At 61.1% G+C, this 19,835-nt stretch carries 15 protein-coding genes and 2 pseudogenes; 14 read left to right on the plus strand and 3 right to left on the minus strand.

Annotated features, from left to right (window positions below; translation table 11 throughout):
* The first annotated feature begins 45 nt into the window (after positions 1-45).
* The 6 genes from NKJ08_RS12960 (at position 46) to NKJ08_RS12985 (ending at position 7,581) form a co-directional block, all read left to right on the plus strand.
* Positions 46-1,575, plus strand: a complete 1,530-nt coding sequence (locus NKJ08_RS12960) for a xylulokinase (RefSeq protein ID WP_352781939.1) — start codon at positions 46-48, stop codon at positions 1,573-1,575.
* On the plus strand, positions 1,568-2,893 hold the full coding sequence (locus tag NKJ08_RS12965) for an iron-containing alcohol dehydrogenase (RefSeq protein WP_352781940.1): 1,326 nt from the start codon (positions 1,568-1,570) through the stop codon (positions 2,891-2,893). Before NKJ08_RS12960 ends, NKJ08_RS12965 begins: the two co-directional genes overlap by 8 nt.
* A 79-nt stretch (positions 2,894-2,972) precedes the next feature.
* On the plus strand, positions 2,973-4,055 hold the full coding sequence (locus NKJ08_RS12970; RefSeq protein WP_352781941.1) for an ABC transporter ATP-binding protein: 1,083 nt from the start codon (positions 2,973-2,975) through the stop codon (positions 4,053-4,055).
* Positions 4,056-5,111: a hypothetical protein gene (locus tag NKJ08_RS12975; RefSeq protein ID WP_352781942.1), complete on the plus strand. Its 1,056-nt coding sequence runs from the start codon at positions 4,056-4,058 to the stop codon at positions 5,109-5,111.
* A 98-nt stretch (positions 5,112-5,209) separates the two neighbouring features.
* Positions 5,210-6,208: a sugar-binding transcriptional regulator gene (locus NKJ08_RS12980; protein WP_352781943.1), complete on the plus strand. Its 999-nt coding sequence runs from the start codon at positions 5,210-5,212 to the stop codon at positions 6,206-6,208.
* A gap of 383 nt (positions 6,209-6,591) precedes the next feature.
* Positions 6,592-7,581 carry a Tim44 domain-containing protein gene (locus NKJ08_RS12985; protein WP_352781963.1) on the plus strand — a complete coding sequence of 330 codons (990 nt, stop codon included), beginning with the start codon at positions 6,592-6,594 and terminating at the stop codon, positions 7,579-7,581.
* 287 nt (positions 7,582-7,868) lie between these two features.
* Here NKJ08_RS12985 and NKJ08_RS12990 read toward each other — a convergent pair whose 3' ends face one another.
* Positions 7,869-8,984: a Fic family protein gene (locus tag NKJ08_RS12990; protein ID WP_352781944.1), complete on the minus strand. Its 1,116-nt coding sequence runs from the start codon at positions 8,982-8,984 to the stop codon at positions 7,869-7,871.
* Positions 8,985-9,188: 204 nt separating this feature from the next.
* Here NKJ08_RS12990 and NKJ08_RS12995 point away from each other — a divergent pair.
* Both NKJ08_RS12995 and NKJ08_RS13000 read left to right on the plus strand, forming a co-directional pair.
* Positions 9,189-9,648: pseudogene (locus tag NKJ08_RS12995) on the plus strand (RES family NAD+ phosphorylase).
* 75 nt (positions 9,649-9,723) lie between these two features.
* Positions 9,724-9,879 (plus strand): annotated as a pseudogene (locus NKJ08_RS13000) (RES family NAD+ phosphorylase); the annotation flags it as partial.
* Between the two features lie 62 nt (positions 9,880-9,941).
* On the opposite strand, the gene NKJ08_RS13005 reads toward NKJ08_RS13000, so the two are convergent.
* Positions 9,942-10,244, minus strand: coding sequence for a hypothetical protein (locus NKJ08_RS13005; protein ID WP_352781945.1), 303 nt, complete (start codon positions 10,242-10,244; stop codon positions 9,942-9,944).
* Between the two features lie 31 nt (positions 10,245-10,275).
* Between NKJ08_RS13005 and NKJ08_RS13010 the strand changes: the two genes are divergently transcribed.
* Entirely contained in the window at positions 10,276-11,826 is a 1,551-nt protein-coding gene (locus NKJ08_RS13010) for a Fic family protein (protein ID WP_352781946.1), read from the plus strand.
* 444 nt (positions 11,827-12,270) lie between these two features.
* On the opposite strand, the gene tssH is transcribed toward NKJ08_RS13010, so the two are convergent.
* Positions 12,271-15,015 carry a type VI secretion system ATPase TssH gene (gene tssH / locus NKJ08_RS13015; RefSeq protein ID WP_352781947.1) on the minus strand — a complete coding sequence of 915 codons (2,745 nt, stop codon included), beginning with the start codon at positions 15,013-15,015 and terminating at the stop codon, positions 12,271-12,273.
* 337 nt (positions 15,016-15,352) lie between these two features.
* On the opposite strand from tssH, the gene tssA reads away from it, so the two are divergent.
* The 5 genes from tssA to tssE are packed head-to-tail and all read left to right on the plus strand — an operon-like array spanning position 15,353 to position 19,835.
* The gene (gene tssA / locus NKJ08_RS13020) at positions 15,353-16,531 is read left to right on the plus strand and encodes a type VI secretion system protein TssA (RefSeq protein ID WP_352530165.1); all 1,179 of its coding nucleotides are present in this window, start codon (positions 15,353-15,355) and stop codon (positions 16,529-16,531) included.
* Between the two features lie 6 nt (positions 16,532-16,537).
* Positions 16,538-17,077, plus strand: a complete 540-nt coding sequence (gene tssB / locus NKJ08_RS13025; RefSeq protein ID WP_352530167.1) for a type VI secretion system contractile sheath small subunit — start codon at positions 16,538-16,540, stop codon at positions 17,075-17,077.
* A 2-nt stretch (positions 17,078-17,079) separates the two neighbouring features.
* Positions 17,080-18,585 (plus strand): type VI secretion system contractile sheath large subunit, encoded by a 1,506-nt coding sequence (gene tssC / locus NKJ08_RS13030; RefSeq protein WP_352781948.1) that lies wholly within the window; start codon positions 17,080-17,082, stop codon positions 18,583-18,585.
* A 46-nt stretch (positions 18,586-18,631) separates the two neighbouring features.
* Positions 18,632-19,093, plus strand: a complete 462-nt coding sequence (locus tag NKJ08_RS13035) for an Hcp family type VI secretion system effector (protein WP_352530171.1) — start codon at positions 18,632-18,634, stop codon at positions 19,091-19,093.
* Positions 19,080-19,835, plus strand: a complete 756-nt coding sequence (tssE, locus tag NKJ08_RS13040; protein WP_352781964.1) for a type VI secretion system baseplate subunit TssE — start codon at positions 19,080-19,082, stop codon at positions 19,833-19,835. Before NKJ08_RS13035 ends, tssE begins: the two co-directional genes overlap by 14 nt.

The following is a 19,835-nucleotide window of genomic DNA, read 5'->3' on the forward strand; positions in this document are numbered from 1 at the left end:
CGACGGCGGCTTCAACCGCCCTCGCCCTCTGGCAATGTGGCGGCAATGGTTCCGGATCTCGTCATCGGCATTGATTCCTCGACCTCGGCAACCAAGGCGATCGCCTGGGACCGCAATGGTCGCGCCGTGGCGGAGGGCCGGGCGTCGATTGCAATGTCCAACCCGCGTTCGGGCTATTTCGAGCAGGATCCGGCCGAGTGGTGGACCTCGACGGTCACAGCGCTCCGCGCTGTGGCAGCAACAGTTTCGCCGAAACGCATTGCCGCCCTTGCCATTGCCAACCAGCGCGAAAGCTTCGGTCTTTTCGACGAGCAAGGTGAAGCGATCAGGCCCGCGACGCTATGGCTCGATGAGCGCGCCCGCCAGAAGGTCCGCCGTTTCGGCGAAAGCTTCGGCGCGGCACGCGTCCACGCAATATCCGGCAAGCCGCTGGACGTCATTCCTTGCCTTTACCGCATGATCTGGTTTCGCGAGGAAGAGCCCGAGATTTTTGCCCGGGTGGAGCGAATAGCCGAAGTCCACGGCTACCTGGTGTTTCGGTTGAGCGGCCGGTGGGTGACGTCCACCGCGTCCGCCGACCCAATGGGCGTGCTCGACATGCGAGCCATGGACTGGTCGAACGATATACTGGACGCAGCAGGCGTCGCCCGGCGAATGATGCTGGACCTGGCGCGGCCCGGCGCCATTGTGGGCCAACTAACGTCGGAAGCGGCCATGCTGACGGGCTTGCGGGAGGGCACGCCGATCGTCGCCGGCGGCGGCGACGGTCAATGCGCCGGAACGGGCGCTGGTGTGTTGCAGCCGCGATGCGCTTACATCAATCTCGGCACGGCGGTCGTCTCCGGCAGTTTCGGCATCGACTACGTCCATGACCCGGCCTTCCGCACCGAAACAGCGGTCGCCGAGGATGGCTATATCTACGAGACGTGCCTTCGCGCGGGCACTTTTCTCGTTGATTGGATGGCGCGCGAAATGCTCGGCGTCGATCTGCATGGCTCAAGCGACGGCCTGGCGGCGCTCGAGGCCGAAGCCGCCGCCAGCCGCATCGGCGCAGGCGGCATAATGCTCCTGCCGTACTGGCAGGGCGTCATGGATCCGCACTGGGATAGCGAGGCCCGTGGTGTGATTGCCGGGCTGTCTGGCTCGAACCGCCGCGGCGACATCTATCGCGCCGTGCTGGAAGGCATAGCGCTGCATCAGGCCGCGACAAGTCGGCGAGCCGCTGCGGCCGCCGCCCAGACGATCGATCACCTCATAGCGATCGGCGGAGGAGCGAAGTCCGACCTGTGGATGCAGATTCTGACGGATGCACTCGATCTTCCCGTAAAACGTTCGACGACCGTAGAAGCCTCCTCGCTTGGCGCGGCGATGGCAGCGGCAAAGGGCGTGGGCTGGTTTTCCACCATCGCCGAAGCGTCGCTCGCAATGGCCAGCGAGCCGACCAAAACCTTCGAGCCGGACGCGAAACGGGCCCAGCTCTACGCCGACCTTCTTGCGATCCATGCCGATCTTTGGCCAACGCTTTCAGCCTGGAACCAGCGACTCGCGGCTTTCATGGAGGCCGATCATGGCTGAAACCACCAACTGGAACGCCTTGATCGAGGACGTTGTCGCAGGACGCTGGAAAGATCCTGAGACAGGCGCGGCCGCTACCCTGCCGTTCCAAACAATTGAATTGCTGGAGACGACGGAGGGCCGCGAGGCGGATCTCGTAGCGCCTCTGATGCTAGGCAGCCACATCGCTACTGTCTCTGACACCAACACCGTCGACGTGATGGGTCGGCGCGTCGCCAAGGCGCTGCGCGCCGTCGCCGACATCGACGAAATCGTGCTGCCGCAGGGCCTGGAGTGCGACGAGGCGACGATCCAGATGGTCAGAGAGAAGACGCGTCACGCCGACGGGGTCGTGGCCGTCGGATCCGGCGTCCTCAATGACAGCTGCAAGCATGCAACCTTCCTCGACAACCGGCCCTATGCCGTCTTCGGCACGGCAGCCTCGATGAATGGCTACGGCGCCTCAACAGCGTCGGTGACCTTGGCTTCAGGGCTCAAGATCTCGCTGCCCTCACACGCTCCGCGTGGCATCTTCCTGGACCTTGGCGTGTCGGCCGCAGCGCCCACCTGGCTCAGCGCCGCCGGGCTTGGCGACAGCCTCTGCCGTTCCACGGCCCAAATCGACTGGTGGGCTTCGCATCGGCTGTTCGACACCTACTATTCTGACGTGCCCTACCTGCTGCAGGCGGGCGATGAGGAACCGATGCTGGCCCATGCGCCTGGCCTGGCCAGGCATGACGTGACCGCCGTCGGGCATCTCCAGCGCGTCTTGACGCTGTGCTCGATGGGTGTCTGCTTCGCCGGCGTTTCCCATCCTGGCTCCATGGGGGAGCACCAAATTTCCCATTGGGTTGACATGTTCGCTGGAGACCATCATCCCGGCACCACGCACGGTCAGCAGGTCGGGGTTGCCTCGCTGGTTATGGCGCGTCTGCAAGCGCGGCTCCTCGACATGGAAGAGCCGCCGCAGGCAAGGCCGACCCTCATCGATGAGGCGGCGATGCTGGCCCGCTATGGCGCGCAACTTGGACCACTTTGCATTGCTGAGATGAAGAAGACAGCTCTCGATGCTCGTCAGACTGAAGCCTTCAACCGGAGGCTTGCGGAAATCTGGCCGGCGCTGCGCCAGGAGGTTCGGCCGATGGCAATGCCGGTTGCCCGCATGGAGGCAGCGCTCAAGGCTGCGGGGGGGCCGGTCACCGGCGCAGAATTAGGCCTGCCGCGTGCGCTTTGGCACGATGCCATTCGCTATTCGCGAGAAATCCGTGGCCGATGGTCCTTTGTCAATATGGCCGCCGATGCAGGGCTGCTGGAAGACTTTCTGGAGAGCGAATGGTGAGACCGCATCGGATCGTCGCCAATGACTCGCATGGCGACGTGGAACCCAACCGGCAAGGGCAATCGAAGGATAGCAATTTATGGCGTCTGTCACCATCAGCAACATAAAGAAGGACTATGGCGCCCTCTCGATTATCCATGGACTCGATCTCTCGATCGAGGATGGCGAGTTCGTCGTTCTGTTGGGGCCGTCCGGCTGCGGCAAGTCCACGCTGTTGCGCATGATAGCCGGTCTTGAGCCCATCACGTCCGGTGAGATCACCATAGGAGACAGGGTCGTCAACACTCTTCATCCCAAAGACCGCAACATCGCGATGGTCTTCCAGAATTACGCGCTTTACGCGCACATGACCGTCTTCGACAACATGGCCTTTTCCATGCAATTGAAGAAACGCCCCAGCGAAGAGATCAAACAGAAGGTCGGATGGGCGGCGTCGATCCTCAATTTGACCCCCTATCTGGAACGGTATCCCCGCCAGCTTTCCGGTGGCCAGCGGCAACGCGTCGCTATGGGCCGCGCCATCGTGCGGGATCCAACTGTGTTCCTGTTCGATGAGCCGCTGTCCAACCTCGACGCCAAACTGCGCGTGCAGATGCGCACCGAAATCAAGGAGCTCCACCAGCGGCTGAAGACCACCACCGTGTATGTCACGCATGACCAAATCGAGGCCATGACCATGGCCGATGTCATCGTCATCATGCGCGACGGCCACATCGAGCAGATCGGGCGCCCGCTCGATGTCTACGATCGCCCGGCAAACCTCTTCGTCGCCTCGTTCATCGGCTCGCCCGCAATGAACATGTTCCATGGCGAGGTGGCATCTGAGCGCGACGCCTGGGTGGTGCGGACCGATGAACTATCCCTCCCGCTTCCGCCAGACGCTGCGGTCCGGCGCGGCCAAAAGGTGATCTATGGCATTCGTCCCGAACATCTTCGACCCGTGGCAGACGGGCGAGGCATCCCGGCCAGGGTTACGGTTGTCGAGCCGACTGGCCCCGAAATCCATATCTTTGCCAGCATGGGCAACGTCGCGATCTGCTCGGTGCTGCATGATCGCATGGAACTCTCTCCTGGAGCTGTGATCCATCTGGAGCCGACGCCTGACCGAATCCACCTGTTCGACCAAGGCAGCGGCGAGCGGCTGGAAAAGGGAAGAAGTTGAATGGCGCAGATCATTATCGTCGGCGCCGGCGTCATGGGCTCTGCCATGACGCTTCCGGCCGCTCACGCGGGTAACCGCATCACTCTCGTTGGCACCCATCTCGACGAGGAGATCGTCGGCTCGGTGGCCAGCACAGGTCGTCATCCGCGCCTCAACATCATTCTGCCTGGCGCGGTAACCGCCTGTTCCTGGACTGAATTCGGGGCGGCGATAGACGATGGAGCCGATCTCCTTGTACTCGGCGTCTCGTCGGCCGGCATTCCTTGGGCGATCGACCGCATTGCCGAAAGCATCAAGTCGCCCGTGCCGATACTGATGATTACGAAAGGACTTGCCGCGAGTGACGACGGCATCGAAATCCTGCCACATCTGCTTGCCCGCGAGATTGAGCAGCGCACCGGCTTGTCGATCCCGGTGATGGCCGTCGGCGGACCTTGCATCGCTGGCGAACTGGCGGCACAGCGCGATACCTCTGTGATCGTGGCCGGGCACGATCCCGACAAGATTGCCGCAGCGTTCCGCATTCTGCGCGCGCCTTTCTATCATGCGCGACCGTCATCCGATCTCGTTGGCGTCGAGATCTGCGCCGCTTTCAAGAATTTCTACACGCTGGCCATTGGATCCCCCGTCGGGCTGCTGGAGCGTGACAACAAAGCGTCAAATGGTGCGCTCATGTACAATCTTGCCTCGTCACTTTTCTCGCAGTCCCTCGCCGAGATGGCGATTCTGGTCGAAGCTCTGGGTGGAAAAATCGAAACAGTGCTGGGGCTGGCCGGCTCCGGCGATCTTTATGTGACCTGCCAAGCAGGCCGCAACGGTCGCATGGGGCGCCTGCTTGGCCGCGGCCTGCCTTATTCCGTGGCGAAGCGCGAACATATGAGCTCGGATACCGTCGAGGGGGCGCAACTGGCGCTGGATCTTGGCCCGACGTTGGAGAAAATGATGGCCCAGGGGGCACTTCCGCGCGATCGCCTGCCGCTGACGAGCGCCATCATCGACGCGATTTGTCATGATGCTCCGCTGGTTTTGTCCTTCGACCGCTATCACCGAGGCTAGCGGAGCGGGGAAACTCGATTGATGCCGCATATCGATGAGCACATGGCTCCGCCGAGCCTGCTCTGATCCCGCTACCGCGGAGTGGACAGGATGGTCTGATGGACAAACCACCACGAAAGAAACGCGACGGCCGCCACGCAGTAACGAGTTCCGTCACGGCCGATCGCGAGGAAGGGCTCCTCGTCCGCGCCGCCTGGCTTGCTTATGTCGGTGACCTCACGCAGGCGCAAATCGCCAAGTCTCTTGGCCTGACCCGCCTTCGCGTCAACCGGATGTTGGCGCATGCCCGCCAGCGGGGGATAGTTCAGATTCGCATCAATTCCAAGGTGGCGAACTGCATCGAGTTGGAGAACCGGTTGCGGGACGCCTATGGCGTCTCCGATCCAATCGTGGTTCCGACACCGCCCGATCCTGCCCTGGTGCCACAGGTCATCGCAGCCGCCGCCGGTGAAGCCCTGTCGCTTAGAATACGTGACGGGATATCGGTGGGCGTGGGATGGGGACGGACGCTCCAGCTTAGTCTGCGGTCAGTGACCGTACGGCCGGTCAAAGGGATGTCGGTCGTTTCCCTGCTTGGCGGGCTCACGCGTGGATCGGCGATCAACATCTATGAGATCGCTTCCCGGCTCGCGGCGCTTTTCGATGCGGAATGCTTCTACATCGCAGCACCGGTGTTCACGGACACCGAGGCCACGCGCGATCTGCTTATGCGCCAGTCTATTCTGGAAGATGCCTTCACCCATGCCCGCGACGTTGATGCCGCTTTCGTTTCGGTGGGTGCGGTGCACAAGGACGCCACCATCTTTCGGATCGGACTGGTAGGCGACGATGATCTCATATCGCTTCGCGAAGCCGGCGCCGTCGGCGATATTTGCGGCCACTGGATCGATGCCGAGGGACAACTCGTCGATCATCCGCTCAACCGTCGCGTTATCGGCCTCGCCCCCGAACATCTGCGCGACGTCGACACTGTGATCCTGCCGTCCGGTGGCCTCGATAAGGTTCCGGTGCTGCGCGCCGTGCTACGTCTTGGTGTCGTCGATGTTCTGATCACCGACGAGAAAACCGCCGAGGCGATCCTTGCGGAAAAGCCATAGCGCAGACGGGTCGCGGCGAGGAATTGTCTCGCACCTGAATGGTGCCAACCTGGGCCGCGCGATATCTGCAGTGCCTGCGCAGAACGGATAAACACTCACGCGCTACTAGCGCCGATGCGCATCGCGTCATCTGCCGGAAGGCTATCCGTACGGATCGCCTTGAAGACGGGACGGTGACGGTCAATCTGGGGCCGCTGGTCACGGCCGACTTCGACCAGGTCCTGCTTGTGGGATCGCGCACCAGAGCGCAAGCCATCGCTCCGCGAAAGGCGTGCCTGAGCATAAGCAGCATGTCGCCCGTTGAAGTGGAAGGTGCCGGTCACTGATATTTCGATCGGCGCACCCCATATGAGCGGAAAGAGTGTCGTGAGGATTTGCCTATGTTGATTTCGCGTTCGGGACGGTTTGCAGTTTTGCTTGCAGGGTTGTTACTGGCATTTTCCATGGTCGCCGTGGATCACGCCGATGCGCGCCGTGGCGGCAGCTTCGGCAGTCGCGGCACGCGCACTTTCCAGTCGGTCCCGCCGACCAGAACTGCGCCACAGCCTGCCGCACCGGTCGAGCGCTCGATGACGCCCAATGCGGCAACGAACAATGCGGGCCGTCAGCCGCAGGCATTCCAGCGCCCGGGCTTCTTCAACGGCCTCGGCGGATCGATGATGCGGGGTCTGCTTCTCGGCGGTTTGATCGGCGTGCTTTTGGGCCATGGTTTCGGCGGCTTGGCCGGCATGTTGGGTCTTCTGCTTCAAGTGCTGCTGATCGGCGGTGCGATCATGCTGGCGATCCGCTTTTTCCGCTCGCAGTCGGCGCAAAACCCAGCGCCCGCTATGGCCGGTGCCTCGCGAGGGGCTGGGAGCTTTGGGCGAAGCGCAGCAGCCCGGCCCGAGCCGAGCAACGTCCAAGCATTCCCCATTCCAGGCATCGGGTCGGGATTTGGCGGAACGAGCCAAGCCAGCCCTTCCGATGAGATCACGCTCACTAAAACCGACCTCGACACGTTCCAGCAACGGCTGACGGAAGTTCAGGAAGCATTCGGGCGCGAGGACCATGCTGCCTTGCGCCGGTTGGTGACGCCCGAGATGGTGTCCTATCTGTCCGAGGAACTTGCCGATAATGCCAAAAAGGGCGTCAGGAATGACGTGTCGGATGTCAGCCTGTTGGAGGCCGATATTGCGGAAAGCTGGCGGGAGGATGATCGCGACTACGCGACCGCTGCTTTGCGCTACGAGTCTCGCGACGTGACCCGCGATCGCATCAGTGACAAGATTGTCGAGGGCCAGGCCGATCAGCCGACAGAGACAACCGAACTGTGGACCTTTACGCGGCAGAACGGCGGTGACTGGAAGCTTGCCGCAATACAGCAGCCGAGCTGATGTGCCCGGCCTTGATGTCTGCCAAGAGTTTTGTTCAGGTTTCTCGCTACCACTCGAAGGCCAGCCCGCCCCTTCCGCGCGCTTCTTTCCCCCAACGCGCGTTGAGGTAACACTATACCACCGGCTTCAACCGGGACCGGACAATCAGCATCGCACCGCGCGACTTTTTGCGTTTCCGGTCTCGTGTAACCCAATCGACGACCTCCTGCCGGGTTGCAGCCCGCCACCCCTCGATGCTCAGGCAGGCAGGCTCTTTGACAGCCTGCCTCTTCTTTCTCTATTGTGGTTTACGTGCGGCCATCAAGAATGTTCAACGCGTAACGTGTGTGTCGCCGTTCGCCGGTTCTTATCAGTGCACCGTTGGCAACGAGGTCCTGCAAATCTCTTGTTGCCGTCGCGCGCGATGCCTGCGTGATGGCGATATAATTCTCGGCGCTGAGCCCCCCTTTGAACCCGTCGATCCCCGCGCGGAACATCCGGGCGATGACCTTTTCCTGGCGCTCGTTGAATTGATCCCGGTGGCGTTCGTAAAACTTGGCCTTGGCGACGGAGAATTCGACACGAGCGAGCGTTACGCGCTGCGCTTCGAGGATCGTGTTGGCGAAGTAGAGCAGCCAATCTGTTACCGCGTTGCTCGTGTTGCTGGCCTCCAGATGGTCGTAGTAGGCCTTGCGGCGGCGCTCTATCGTATAGGCCAACGCGATGAGGCTGGGCTCACCCAGGTTTTGCGCCAGCGCCTTTTCGCAGAGGGCACGGCCTATGCGGCCGTTGCCATCCTCGAACGGGTGAATGCTCTCGAAATAAAGGTGCGCGATAGCGGCACGCGTCAACGCTGGGAGCGGTGTTTTGCCTTTGGGTGAGGTATCGTTGAACCAAGCGGCGAAGGTGTCCATTTCGGGTTTCACCCGCGCGGAGGGCGGCGCTTCGAAATGAACTTTGGGCTTATCCAGCCGATTGGAAGCGATCTGCATGGCATCGGCATGCTGGCGGTAGTTGCCGATGGTCTCGATACGACGCTCACCCGACATCACCATCGTATGCCAAGCGTAAAGAGTGCGATGCGTCAGCGCATCGGCAAAATGCAAGTAGACATCGGCCATCATTTCAGCCATGCCGCGCTCGGCAGGCGGAATGCGCCTGGTCTCGCTGCCCAGACCAAGTTGCTGGCGCAGGGATGATTGCAGGCTCTCGCGGTCGAGGTACTCCCCCTCAATCGCGGATGTCTTCAAGGCCTCTTCGCTGATAAGATCGATGCGGATCTGGTCGCGATCGTCGGAACCGACATGACGAAAGACGCCTAGGAACTCGCCCGATCGCAACAGGAACTCGCTTTCCAGCGGTTCCAACGCCTTCTTATCGTAGGTAAAATGCGGCCAGTCCGCCTGCTCCCAATTCCATACCATGAGTTACAGGCACCTTTCTATAACTCACGATAGCAACAATTGTGAGCTATAGCAATCTTCTCTATGCCTCAGAAGTCGCGGCTTTGCCCCCGGCGCGATCCAACGACTAACCATCCAGATCAATTTAATCATGCTTGTAGGGCCGCCGCATTGCGGGCCGCGCTCAATCGTTGCTCGAACGTTTCGGTTTTTTCTCCCAGCTCAATGAGCGGCTTACTCTATGCGCGACAACCGCTGTCGGGCCGCGGCGCCGAGGACGATTCGATCCGAAGGGCGTACCAGCGCTCTATTCCTCGCTATCGGTGGTGACGGCGCTGAGGGAAGCCAATCAGGCGGGCAGCCTTCAGCCGACCACCCTGCTTGCCTATGACGCCGAGATTGAGGGCATATTTGATAGCCGGGATTAGGACGCCCTGAAAGCTGAAGGGATGGATCCCGCCGCCCTTTGCCCACATGACTTGGCGACCAGATGAAAGTTTCTGGAGAGGCGAGAACCCAGGCCATTGCCCGGCGCCTGACTGCCAGTGGGTTCAATGCGCTGTTGGTCAAAAGTTTCGCGCCCGGCGCGCCCGACAGCGACTTAAATCTCGCGCTCTGGCGTTGGAGCGACAAAGCCCCCTCGCGCCTCACGTTGATTGATGATGAAAATCGGCTTTCGCGCTGACGCGGTTTTGATAAGCGCGCCAACAGGTGCACTGGGAATTTCTCGTCGACGAGCCTAAAACGCCTACGAAAAGACGAACAGGGGATTGGAATTATCTACCCGTCGGTGAGACATCAGGGCAGCACCTGCCTGGCGGCGTTCTATCCCGATCTCGTCCAAAATCTCAGACAAGGCGGCATCTGGCGCCTTGAATGGCAGGGACCTCCGCTTCCCACAGTTATCAACCTATGACTCGCGACGCAGGCGCCATCCAAAAGCGTGCCTGCTCTGGGTACGGTCGGTCGTTGTCTCCCTCAGCGCTCATGCCGTCGACGTCGGTCGCTGCGACTTCCGCTGAGACCACGCCCTCGATTCTCTGGCAAATCTCCTTGATAACCCCTGATCGGTCGGCCGGTCTTCGCGCCTTCGAGATGGACGGCTGCGGTCACGCCGACAAATTCTTCGCTGACCACCGAGGGATCCAAGGCAGGGCCGCAGCGGTCGAAATTTCGAGGACGCGCTCGCGCATGCGCCAGGTCGTTCTTTTTCAGTGAAATGAGCGTTGCAGAATCGTTTTTCATAAGCCAGTATCGTTTTTCATACGATTTGCTCATCATAACCAAATTTCACGATGCAATCACAAACTTCATGAACGTCCCGGATCAGCATCAATTTTCAGGCCCTATTACCGTTTTTCAGGAAATCCGCCTTCCTGAAAAGGCGACACCCGCCGGGTACAGCGCCCTGATCGACGGGTACAAGATCGCCGTGCCGCTGCCGCGCACGCTTTCCGCCATCGGTGAGCACCACCGCATAATCGAGCAGGACGGCTGGCGCATCATGACACCGCGCCACGCCCTTCGCCCGACGCTTGAAGGCCACCTGACCTTCGCCCTAAAATATGAGGGTCTTGATCTTGCTGTCATAAAGCGGTTATTCCTGGCAACAGGTCCCGGGCCGATCGAGGCGCTCGTGCGCGAAACCCCGACCGGGAGTTACGCTCGCCGCATCTGGTTCCTTTATGAGTGGCTGACGGGCACGCGCCTGGATCTTCCCGACGCAGAAGCCGGACGGTACGTTCCGGTTATCGATCCTGGGCTGCAGTGGGCTGCGCCAGACAAGACTGCTTCCCGCTACCGCGTAAAGGACAATCTGCCCGGCACACCCAATTTCTGCCCGATGGTTTTTCGCACGAAACTTCTCGAAGAGTTCATCGGCCTCGACCTGCCGCAGCGCGCGCAGGCGATCCTCGCGGAGGTGCCGCGTCACCTTCTCGCGCGGACCGCAGCCTTCCTTTTGCTCAAGGATTCGCGGTCGAGCTACGCGATTGAGGGCGAGCGTCCGCCGCGGGACCGCATCCAGCGCTGGGGCCGCGCCATTGGCGAGGCTGGCCGCCAGCCGATTGATCGCGATGAGCTGCTTCGCCTGCAACGGATCGTGCTCGGCGACGCCCGTTTCGTGAAGCTCGGGTTCCGGCAAGAGGGCGGCTTCGTCGGCGAGCATGACCGCGACAACCGCATGCCCCTGCCCGATCATATCAGCGCCCGGCCCGAAGACCTGGCGTCGCTCATCGACGGGATGGTTGCGTTCGACCGCGGCCCAGCGCAGGGCCTCGATGCTGTAATCGCCGCGGCGATCCTCGCCTTCGGCCTCGTCTACATCCACCCTTTCGAAGATGGCAACGGCCGCATTCACCGCTACATGATTCATCACGTCCTTGCCGCCCGCGGCTTCAACCCGCCCGGGGTCGTGTTTCCCGTCTCGGCCGCGATTCTGGAGCAGATCGATGAGTACCGGCGGGTGCTCGAGAGTTATTCGCGGCGCCTGCTGCCGCTGATCGAATGGGAGCCGTCGCCGCAATTCAACGTGCGGGTCTTGAACGACACGGGCGACTTCTATCGCTTTTTCGACGTCACACCACACGCTGAATTCCTCTACGCCTGCGTCCAGCGGACCGTGGAGCAGGACCTTCCCGAGCAGACCGCCTTTCTGCGCCGCTATGATCAGTTTCGGCAGCAAGTCGATGCCTTCATCGATATGCCCGAACGCATGACCGACCTGCTCTTTCGTTTCCTCCACCAGAACGACGGTCATCTCTCCAGCCGTGCCCGCGAAAAGGAGTTCGCAGCGCTAACTGATGACGAGTCAGATCGAATCGAGGAGATCTACCACCAAACATTCGGCTCCGGCTTGAGGTAACGAGGTGTTGTGGACCAATGTAATGCGGCCCTTTCGCGAGCCCCGCACAATCGGTGACGCTCAAACGGGGCAAATGGATGTCTTTAGGGCGTTGCCGCCCGCTTGTTACATAGCGTCAGTAGTGACTACCTACCGCCACCCTAGAAGCTCGCGGATCAGGTGATCACCGCAGGTCTCGTGGAATCCTGTATCCGTCGTGCGACATGCCGGCGTCGAGCAGAATGCGGTCGCTACATTCTCCGTGCTTTCCTGCTCGAATTTTCAGCAAGTCGGCGATTCGATAGCCCATGGACTCGCAGCCGCTGGGCGAAAAACAATTTCAAGGCGCATCGCCCTGGTGAACGGAAGGAGGGGACTGCGTGCGAGGCCGCAATGTCAAAAAAGAGGAAAGGCCGCTCAGCGCGCGAGCCCCGTCGAAAAGGCGCCGCCCAACATTTGCCGGACCTATTCGAAGGAATAGGTGAACGCTTGGCCTGAGGCGCCAACCGTCACCTTTGTCATCTTTTCGCCAGCGAGTGACCGGTTCAGCACGCCGCGGCTTAATTCCGGGAGAAGCGTGTTGGTCAGGATGGCGTCAATCATCCTGCCGCCGGACTCGATCTCCGTGCAGCGGGTCTTGATCAGATCCATGACACCGTCGCCGATTACCAGTTCCGCGTCGTTGGTTGCACGCAGCCGGCGAGCGATCTTGGCAAACTGGTGACGGGTGATTGCCTCGATCATCGAATCCGAGAGCGGAAAGTAAGGGATGGTCACCACCCGGCCGAGAAAGGCCGCAGGGAAGACCTTCAGCAACGGGCTGCGCAACGCGGTGTCCAGTTCGTCGAGCCCTGCCCGTACCGCGCCATTCCTGGTCCGGTCCATGATGACTTCGGAGCCGACATTCGACGTGAGCAGGATCAGCGTGTTCTTGAAATCGATCCGTCGGCCTTCACTGTCGTCCATCATCCCTTTGTCAAAGACCTGGAAGAAGATTTCGTGCACGTCCGGGTGCGCCTTCTCGACCTCGTCGAGCAGGATCACCGAATAGGGTTTGCGTCGTACCGCCTCGGTGAGAATTCCGCCCTTGCCGTATCCGACATATCCGGGCGGCGCGCCTTTCAAGGTGGAGACGGTGTGTGCCTCCTGGAACTCGGACATGTTGATCGAGATCAGGTTCTGCTCACCGCCGTAGAGCGTTTCGGCCAGTGCCAGGGCGGTTTCGGTCTTGCCGACGCCCGAGGGGCCGCAGAGCAGGAACACGCCCACCGGCTTTTCCGGCGCGCCGAGCCCGGCGCGGCTGGTCTGCACGCGCTTGGCGATCATCTCCATGGCATGATCCTGGCCAACCACGCGTTCGGACAGAGTGGCGGCGAGCCGCAGCGCCTTCTCGGTCTGGCTCGACAGCATCCGTCCGGTCGGGATACCGGTCCAGTCCTGAACCACTGCTGCCACAGCGTTGCGGTCGACCGACGGCAGGATCAGCGGTGTTTCGCCTTGCGCCTCGGCCAGTACACTCATCAGTTCGCGCAGCCGGGCGAGATCGGCGGCCGGATCGGTCGGAGGGGTATCGCTCGCCGCCGGTGCCTTCGCGCCGGCCTCGGCCTTTTCGGTCTCCGGCTTGCCCTCTGTCTTGGTGGGTGCCTCCTGCGTTTCCACGACATCTAGAGGCACGCCGTCGCCGCGCAGCCTGGCGCGCAGTTCGAGTATTTCGGCAACCAGCGTCTTTTCGCGCTCCCAACGCTGCTGCGCGGCGGTGAGTGTGAGCTCGGTTTGGGCAAGCCCTGCCTCGACCCGCGCCTGCCGCTCGGCCACTTCAATGCCGATGGCAGCCTCGCGGCCGATTATGCCGCGCTCGACCTCCAGCGCCTGGCGCCGACGTATGATGTCCTCGACCTCGGCCGGCGTGGCGTGCTGCGAAACGGCAACGCGCGCGCAGGCGGTGTCGAGAAGGCTGACCGCCTTGTCCGGCAACTGCCGCGCCGGTATGTAGCGATGCGACAGGCCGACCGCTGCGTCGATCGCCTCATCCAATATCTGCACCTTGTGATGCTGCTCCAGAACGCCGGCCACCCCGCGCAACATGAGAATGGCCACCGATTCCGAGGGCTCTTCGATCTTTACCACCTGGAAGCGGCGGGTCAGCGCCGGGTCTTTCTCTATGTGCTGCTTGTATTCGGCCCAGGTCGTCGCCGCGATGGTGCGCAGCTCACCGCGCGCCAGTGCCGGCTTGAGCAGATTGGCGGCGTCGCCAGTTCCGGCAGCACCACCGGCACCGATCAGGGTGTGGGCTTCGTCGATGAAGAGGATCACCGGCGCTTCGGACGATTGAACCTCGTCGATTACGGCCTTCAGCCGCTTTTCGAATTCACCCTTTACGCTTGCACCCGCTTGCATCAATCCGACATCGAGCATGCGCACGCTCACCCCCTGCAGCGTGGGCGGCACATCGCCCTGGGCGATGCGGAGAGCAAAACCCTCGACGACTGCCGTCTTGCCGACACCCGCCTCGCCGGTCAGGATCGGGTTGTTCTGCCGGCGCCGCATCAAAATGTCGACGATCTGCCTGATCTCCGGATCGCGACCGACGACCGGATCGATCTTTCCGTCGCGGGCGCGCTGCGTCAGGTCGGTGGCATATTTGGTCAGCGCCGAATCCCCACCGGGAGCCCGCCGCCGCGCCTCTGCAGCGGGAACCGAAGCCGAAGCGCCGGCTTCGAGTGAGCCGTCCATGACATCGGCGAAGCGCGCCATGACCGCGTCGGCATCGATCTTGTCAAACTCGCCGCTGATCTTCGACAGCAGGCCTTCCAGCACCGGCGTCTTCAGGCAAGCGAGGAGAACATGTGCGCTGCGGACTTCCTCCACTCCGAATTCCAGTGTTGCCAGATTCCAGGCTTCCTGAATGGCGTGGAAGATATGGTCTGAAAATTCCTCGATCGAGGTCGCGCCATAAGGCAGCTTGTCCACCGCGCGGGTCATATCGGCCGCAAGCCGGCTCGCATCCACACCCGCATCGGCGATCATCATCTGCACATCCGAGCGGTCGGAGAGCACGAGTTGCTCGATGAAGTGGACGAGTTCGACGTAGGGGTTGCCGCGCAGCTTGGCGCTGTCTGCCGCAGCCTTGAAAGCACGCAAGCCTACAGGATTGAGCTTGCCGACCAGTTCCTTGCGCTTGAAGCTCTGCGATGACCGGCGCTGTTCCATCGAACGTGCTCCTGCATTCTGCAAGTTGATAACCTGCCACATAAGCAGCCGCTTGACAAAGTGGGTGATGAACGAAGGCTTCGGTGCCCGATTTCGCCGGGTCGTACCATTTGTGAAAGGTCTCGCCTCACCGGCTATAAACAACCACGCGACCGGCAGCCCGATGCGATGCATTTCAGATGCTGAGTTCGGCAGTTACGCCAGGGATTTCAGCACTCAAGACTCGGCTAAGTTAGCTTTCGTTAATTTTTCAGCGATCGCTGAATTGTGGTGAGGTGCAGCCGTGTGATAACGTAAGGGCAGGCATGGCCTCAGGGCCAGTCACTGGGGGATCGGTGTGATAGATATCGCACTCTGGCTTGCTCCGCTCGACGGTGAAAATCCGTCCGGCGAAGATTTGCGCAACGATCCGATGTTTCACGAGCTGGAGCGCCTGACGGAGCCGCAGGTCAAGGTGGACCATGACGGCAACAACAGGGCGGTCTCGCAAAGTACAATTCCTGTCGACTGGCCAGCAGTGCTCGCCAAGGCGGAGGAATTGCGCGCGCACGGCCGCGACCTGCGTTTGATTGTCATTGTCACACGCGCACTGGCCAATGAGCAGGGACTGGCCGGGTTGGCGCACGGTCTGATCCTTATTGCGCGGACATTCGACCAGCATTGGGAAACCATGCACCCGGCGCTGCGGCCCAACACACCGCCTCGCGATGCCGCCTTGCGCCGCATCAACGCTCTGCTCGACCTTCAGAATGGTCAGGACGGGCTGCTTGCCAACCTGCGGCAAATGACTTTGTTTGCGCCACGCTCGATCGGGCCGATCAACGGACGCGATCTGGAACAAGGCGCGCTCGACGATCGTGTCATGCTCCAAGAAGCAGCGTCAGGATTGAATGCGGCCGAAAAGGCAGCGCTTGTCAGTGCACACGGACAACTCTTGAACCGGGTCCGTGCCGGGTGCGCGGCACAGGCGGATCAGGCCAATGCGGAAATGCTGTCGCTCATCGCCGATGCGCGTGCCGCGGTCGCAGCACTGGAGGCAGTCGAGGCAGCCCTCAACGCTCGCCTTGAAGGCGGCGGCGGCACCGCCGTTCCGGAATTAAAGCGATTTCTGCAGCGTTTGCTGACAACCCTCGAGCGGAACTCAGCTGCCAGCGCGATGACGAATGGCTCGGCAAAGCCATCGCCCTCGCCTGCAGATGCGGCAATCCCTGCTCGAAACGGTCATGGAGCCGATACTGTGACAAGTATGGCAAGCTACACGGACTCCAGCACGGGACTTCCCGAGCGGATTTCTTCGCGCGACGATGTGGTGAAATGCCTGGACCTCGTCATTGCCTTTTATGACCGCACCGAACCGTCCAGTCCGATTCCGCATCTCGCCCGCCGTGTACGCCGGATGGTGCATATGGATTTTGTTGAACTGATGGAAGATCTCGCCCCGTCGGGATTGAAGGAATTCCGGCTCCTTGCCGGCGTTCCCGATGCCAAGAAGACGGCCCAGAAGGATGAAAGGTAGCAAGCCATGCCAGCCGAAAGCAAAGCGAAGGTCATTGAACGCAATCGCGCGCCGCGGGTGCAGATCGCCTATGATGTGGAAACCTACGGCAGTCCGACGACAATCGAACTGCCGTTTGTCATGGCCGTGATGGCCGACCTTTCGGGCGCTTCGCAGACCAAGGAAGCGATGAAGTCGGTGCTGGACCGCTCCTTTGTCGAAACCGACGCGAACCGGTTCCCACGTTTCATGGAAGCGCTCGGACCGCGCGTGAAAGCCCGCGTGAAGAATACGCTGCCCCAGTCTGAGGGCGCCGAGCGGGACGAGGAACTGGCGCTTGATCTTACCTTCACCAAGATGGGCGATTTCGCACCGGACAAGATCGCCGAGCAAGTTCCGCAATTGGCAGAAATCCTCAAAATGCGTCGCCAGCTCGAGGAACTTCTCGGCTTCATGGACGGTCGCGTCGACGCCGAAAAGCGCATTGCGCAACTTCTCAATAACGAACCGCTTCTTGGCAAGATCGCCAGCCAGGCACTGGCCGACGACGATAAGGCAGGGGAATGACCATGGCCGAACAGCAAAAGACTGCCGCCGTCACCGCCGAGGCCGAAGCCATCGACCTCGGAGAATTCAGCGGCCTCCTCGAGAAGGATTTCAAGGTCAAGAAGGACGACAGCGAGAAGCTGCAGCAGCTCGTGCGCAATCTCGCGCTTGCGGCGCAAACGCGGTCCGACACCACCACCATCTCGTCCAATGCGATCAAGTCGATCAAGTCGCTGATCGCCGGGATCGACAAGATGCTGTCGGAACAGGTCAACGAGATCCTGCACGCGCCGGAAGTGCGCGAAGTCGAGGGCACATGGCGCGGCCTCTGGTATCTCGTCAACAATACCGAGACGGATCAGAAGCTGAAGATCCGGGTGATGAACATTTCCAAGCAGCAGCTGGCCGACACGCTCGAAGATTATGAGGGCCAGATGTGGGATCAGAGCCCGATCTTCAAGAAACTCTATACGGACGAGTATTCGATGCTTGGCGGCGAGCCTATCGGCTGTGTGATTGGCGCCTACGAATTCTCGAACCACCCGCGCGACGTCGGTCTTTTGCGCAACATCTCCGGGATCTGCGCCTCTGCACACACGCCGTTCATCGCAGCTGCCTCGCCGCGCCTGTTCCGGATGGACAGCTGGCAGGAATTGCCGAACCCGCAAGACCTGCAGCAGATCGTCTCAAACCCGGCCTATGCCTCGTGGCAGTCGCTGCGCGAGAGCGAAGACGCGCGCTACATCGGCCTGACCATGCCTCGCGTTCTGGCAAGGCTGCCGTATGGCACGGATACCGTTCCGGTGAAGAGCTTCACCTTCGAGGAAGAAGTGCAGGGCGATCACAACAAATATGTCTGGATGAATGCAGCCTTCCCGATGGGCGTGAATATCAACCGCAGCCACAAGCTCTATGGCTGGGGCACGCAGATCCGCGGCGTCGAAAATGGCGGCACGGTCCTCAACCTGCCTGTGCACAGCTTCCCGACCGATGATGGCTCGATAGCGATGAAATGTCCGACGGAGGTCGCCATCGACGACCGGCGCGAGGCTGAGCTGGCCAAGCTCGGCCTGATGCCCATCCTGCATCGAAAGAATACCGATCTCGCGGCCTTTATTGGCGCGCATTCGCTGCAGGACGACGAGACAAGGGCAGGACGGCTGGTCGACCCCGATGCACAGGCCAACGAGCGGCTAAGCGCCAACCTTCCCTATCTCTTTCCGGTGTCGCGTTTTGCCCACTACCTCAAGGCTATCGCGCGCGACAAGGTCGGTTCGTTCAAGGAACGCTCCGATATGCAGATCTGGCTGACCGAATGGATCAACCGCTACGTGCTGGCCAACCCGGCCTTTGCCGACGACAAGGCGCGCGCCAAGCGCCCGCTTGCCGCCGCCGAGGTTCAGGTGGACAGCGTGGAGGGGCGGCCCGGCTACTACAATGCTCGCTTCTATCTGCGCCCGCATTATCAGCTGGAGGGCATCAATGCCTCGCTCCGACTGGTGTCGGAACTTCCGTCCGTGAAGACTTGATTTGCACAAACAACATCTTGGTTTTTGAAAGCGGTGGAGAAAGACAATGCCCACAAATACGAAGATTGATGGCTTTCTGAAGGTTCCGGATATCAAGGGCCCAAGCATTCGAGACGGCCACGAGGACGAAATCGAAATCCATGGGGTCGATTACAAGATGGTCGCACCCTACGATCCCAATTCGCTGTCTCGGCGCGGTCGTGTTTCCTTGGGGATGATCAAGTTCACCAAGCACTATGACAAATCCTCGCCCTACCTGAAAAAGGCGCTGTTTGAGAACAAGGCGCTGGACGAAGTGGTGTTTTCGGCGCGGCGGACCATTGATGGCGAAACCAAGGATTACCTGGTCGTCACCCTCACCGACGCCTCGATCATGGAATACGACATGTCGCAGGCCGAGGATGAGGAAGACCTGATCGAGGAAGCGGTCAGCTTCGCCTACAAGAAGATCAAGTTCGTCTACGACGACAACGATGAAATCGAAATGGATGTCTATGTCGGCAAGTGAGGCCCGGCGGCCCGGCGCGGACACGTTGCAAGGCAGCGGCAGTTCGCGAGCAAAACGCGAAGCGGTCCAGCCCTCTCTTTGGGACCGCCTCGTAAACGATCTGCCGGGTATGACTTCCGAGATAGACGGGCTGCACCAGGCCTTGCAGGACGAGCTTGGCGCGGAGCGACTGGACAATCTGGTTGCAGCCAGTGCGCGGCTCGTCGACGCCGACGCGGAGTTGACGGCCGATCAGAAGCGGCGCCTGCACCGCCTGGCCTTTCAGAGCCAGCACCGCGCCGAAATCGAAAGCCGCGGCGTGGTGGTGTCGGCTCGTGTGCTCAAGGAGGCCGTGCGACGCGACGTCGAGGCCTTGTTCAACACCGAGCGCTTCGAGGCCGTTCCGCTTCTTTCCGATCTTGAAAGCGAGCAGGCCGCGGACAACCCGCCGTCGCTCGCTGACTTTCCGGAGGTGCGTCGCAGCGTGGTCAACTACGGCGTGCCTTCCTTCTCGGGCCGTTCCTCTCGAGACTTTGATCGCGAGGCCCTGGCGCGCGAGATCCGCTCGGTGCTTGCCACGTTCGAGCCGCGTCTCAAGGAAAGCGCAACAAAGGTTTCGGTAACCCTTGGCGACAAAACCGTGGGCCTGAAGATCGAGATAGACGCGGTGTTGATCATGACGCCGACGCCAGAACGCATGCGCCTGCGCACCACGATCAATCTCGATAACGGCTTGGCTCGGACCGAATTTAGGGAGGCCTGA

Source organism: Mesorhizobium sp. M0244 (assembly GCF_040321795.1).
Classification (GTDB): Bacteria; Pseudomonadota; Alphaproteobacteria; order Rhizobiales; family Rhizobiaceae; genus Mesorhizobium.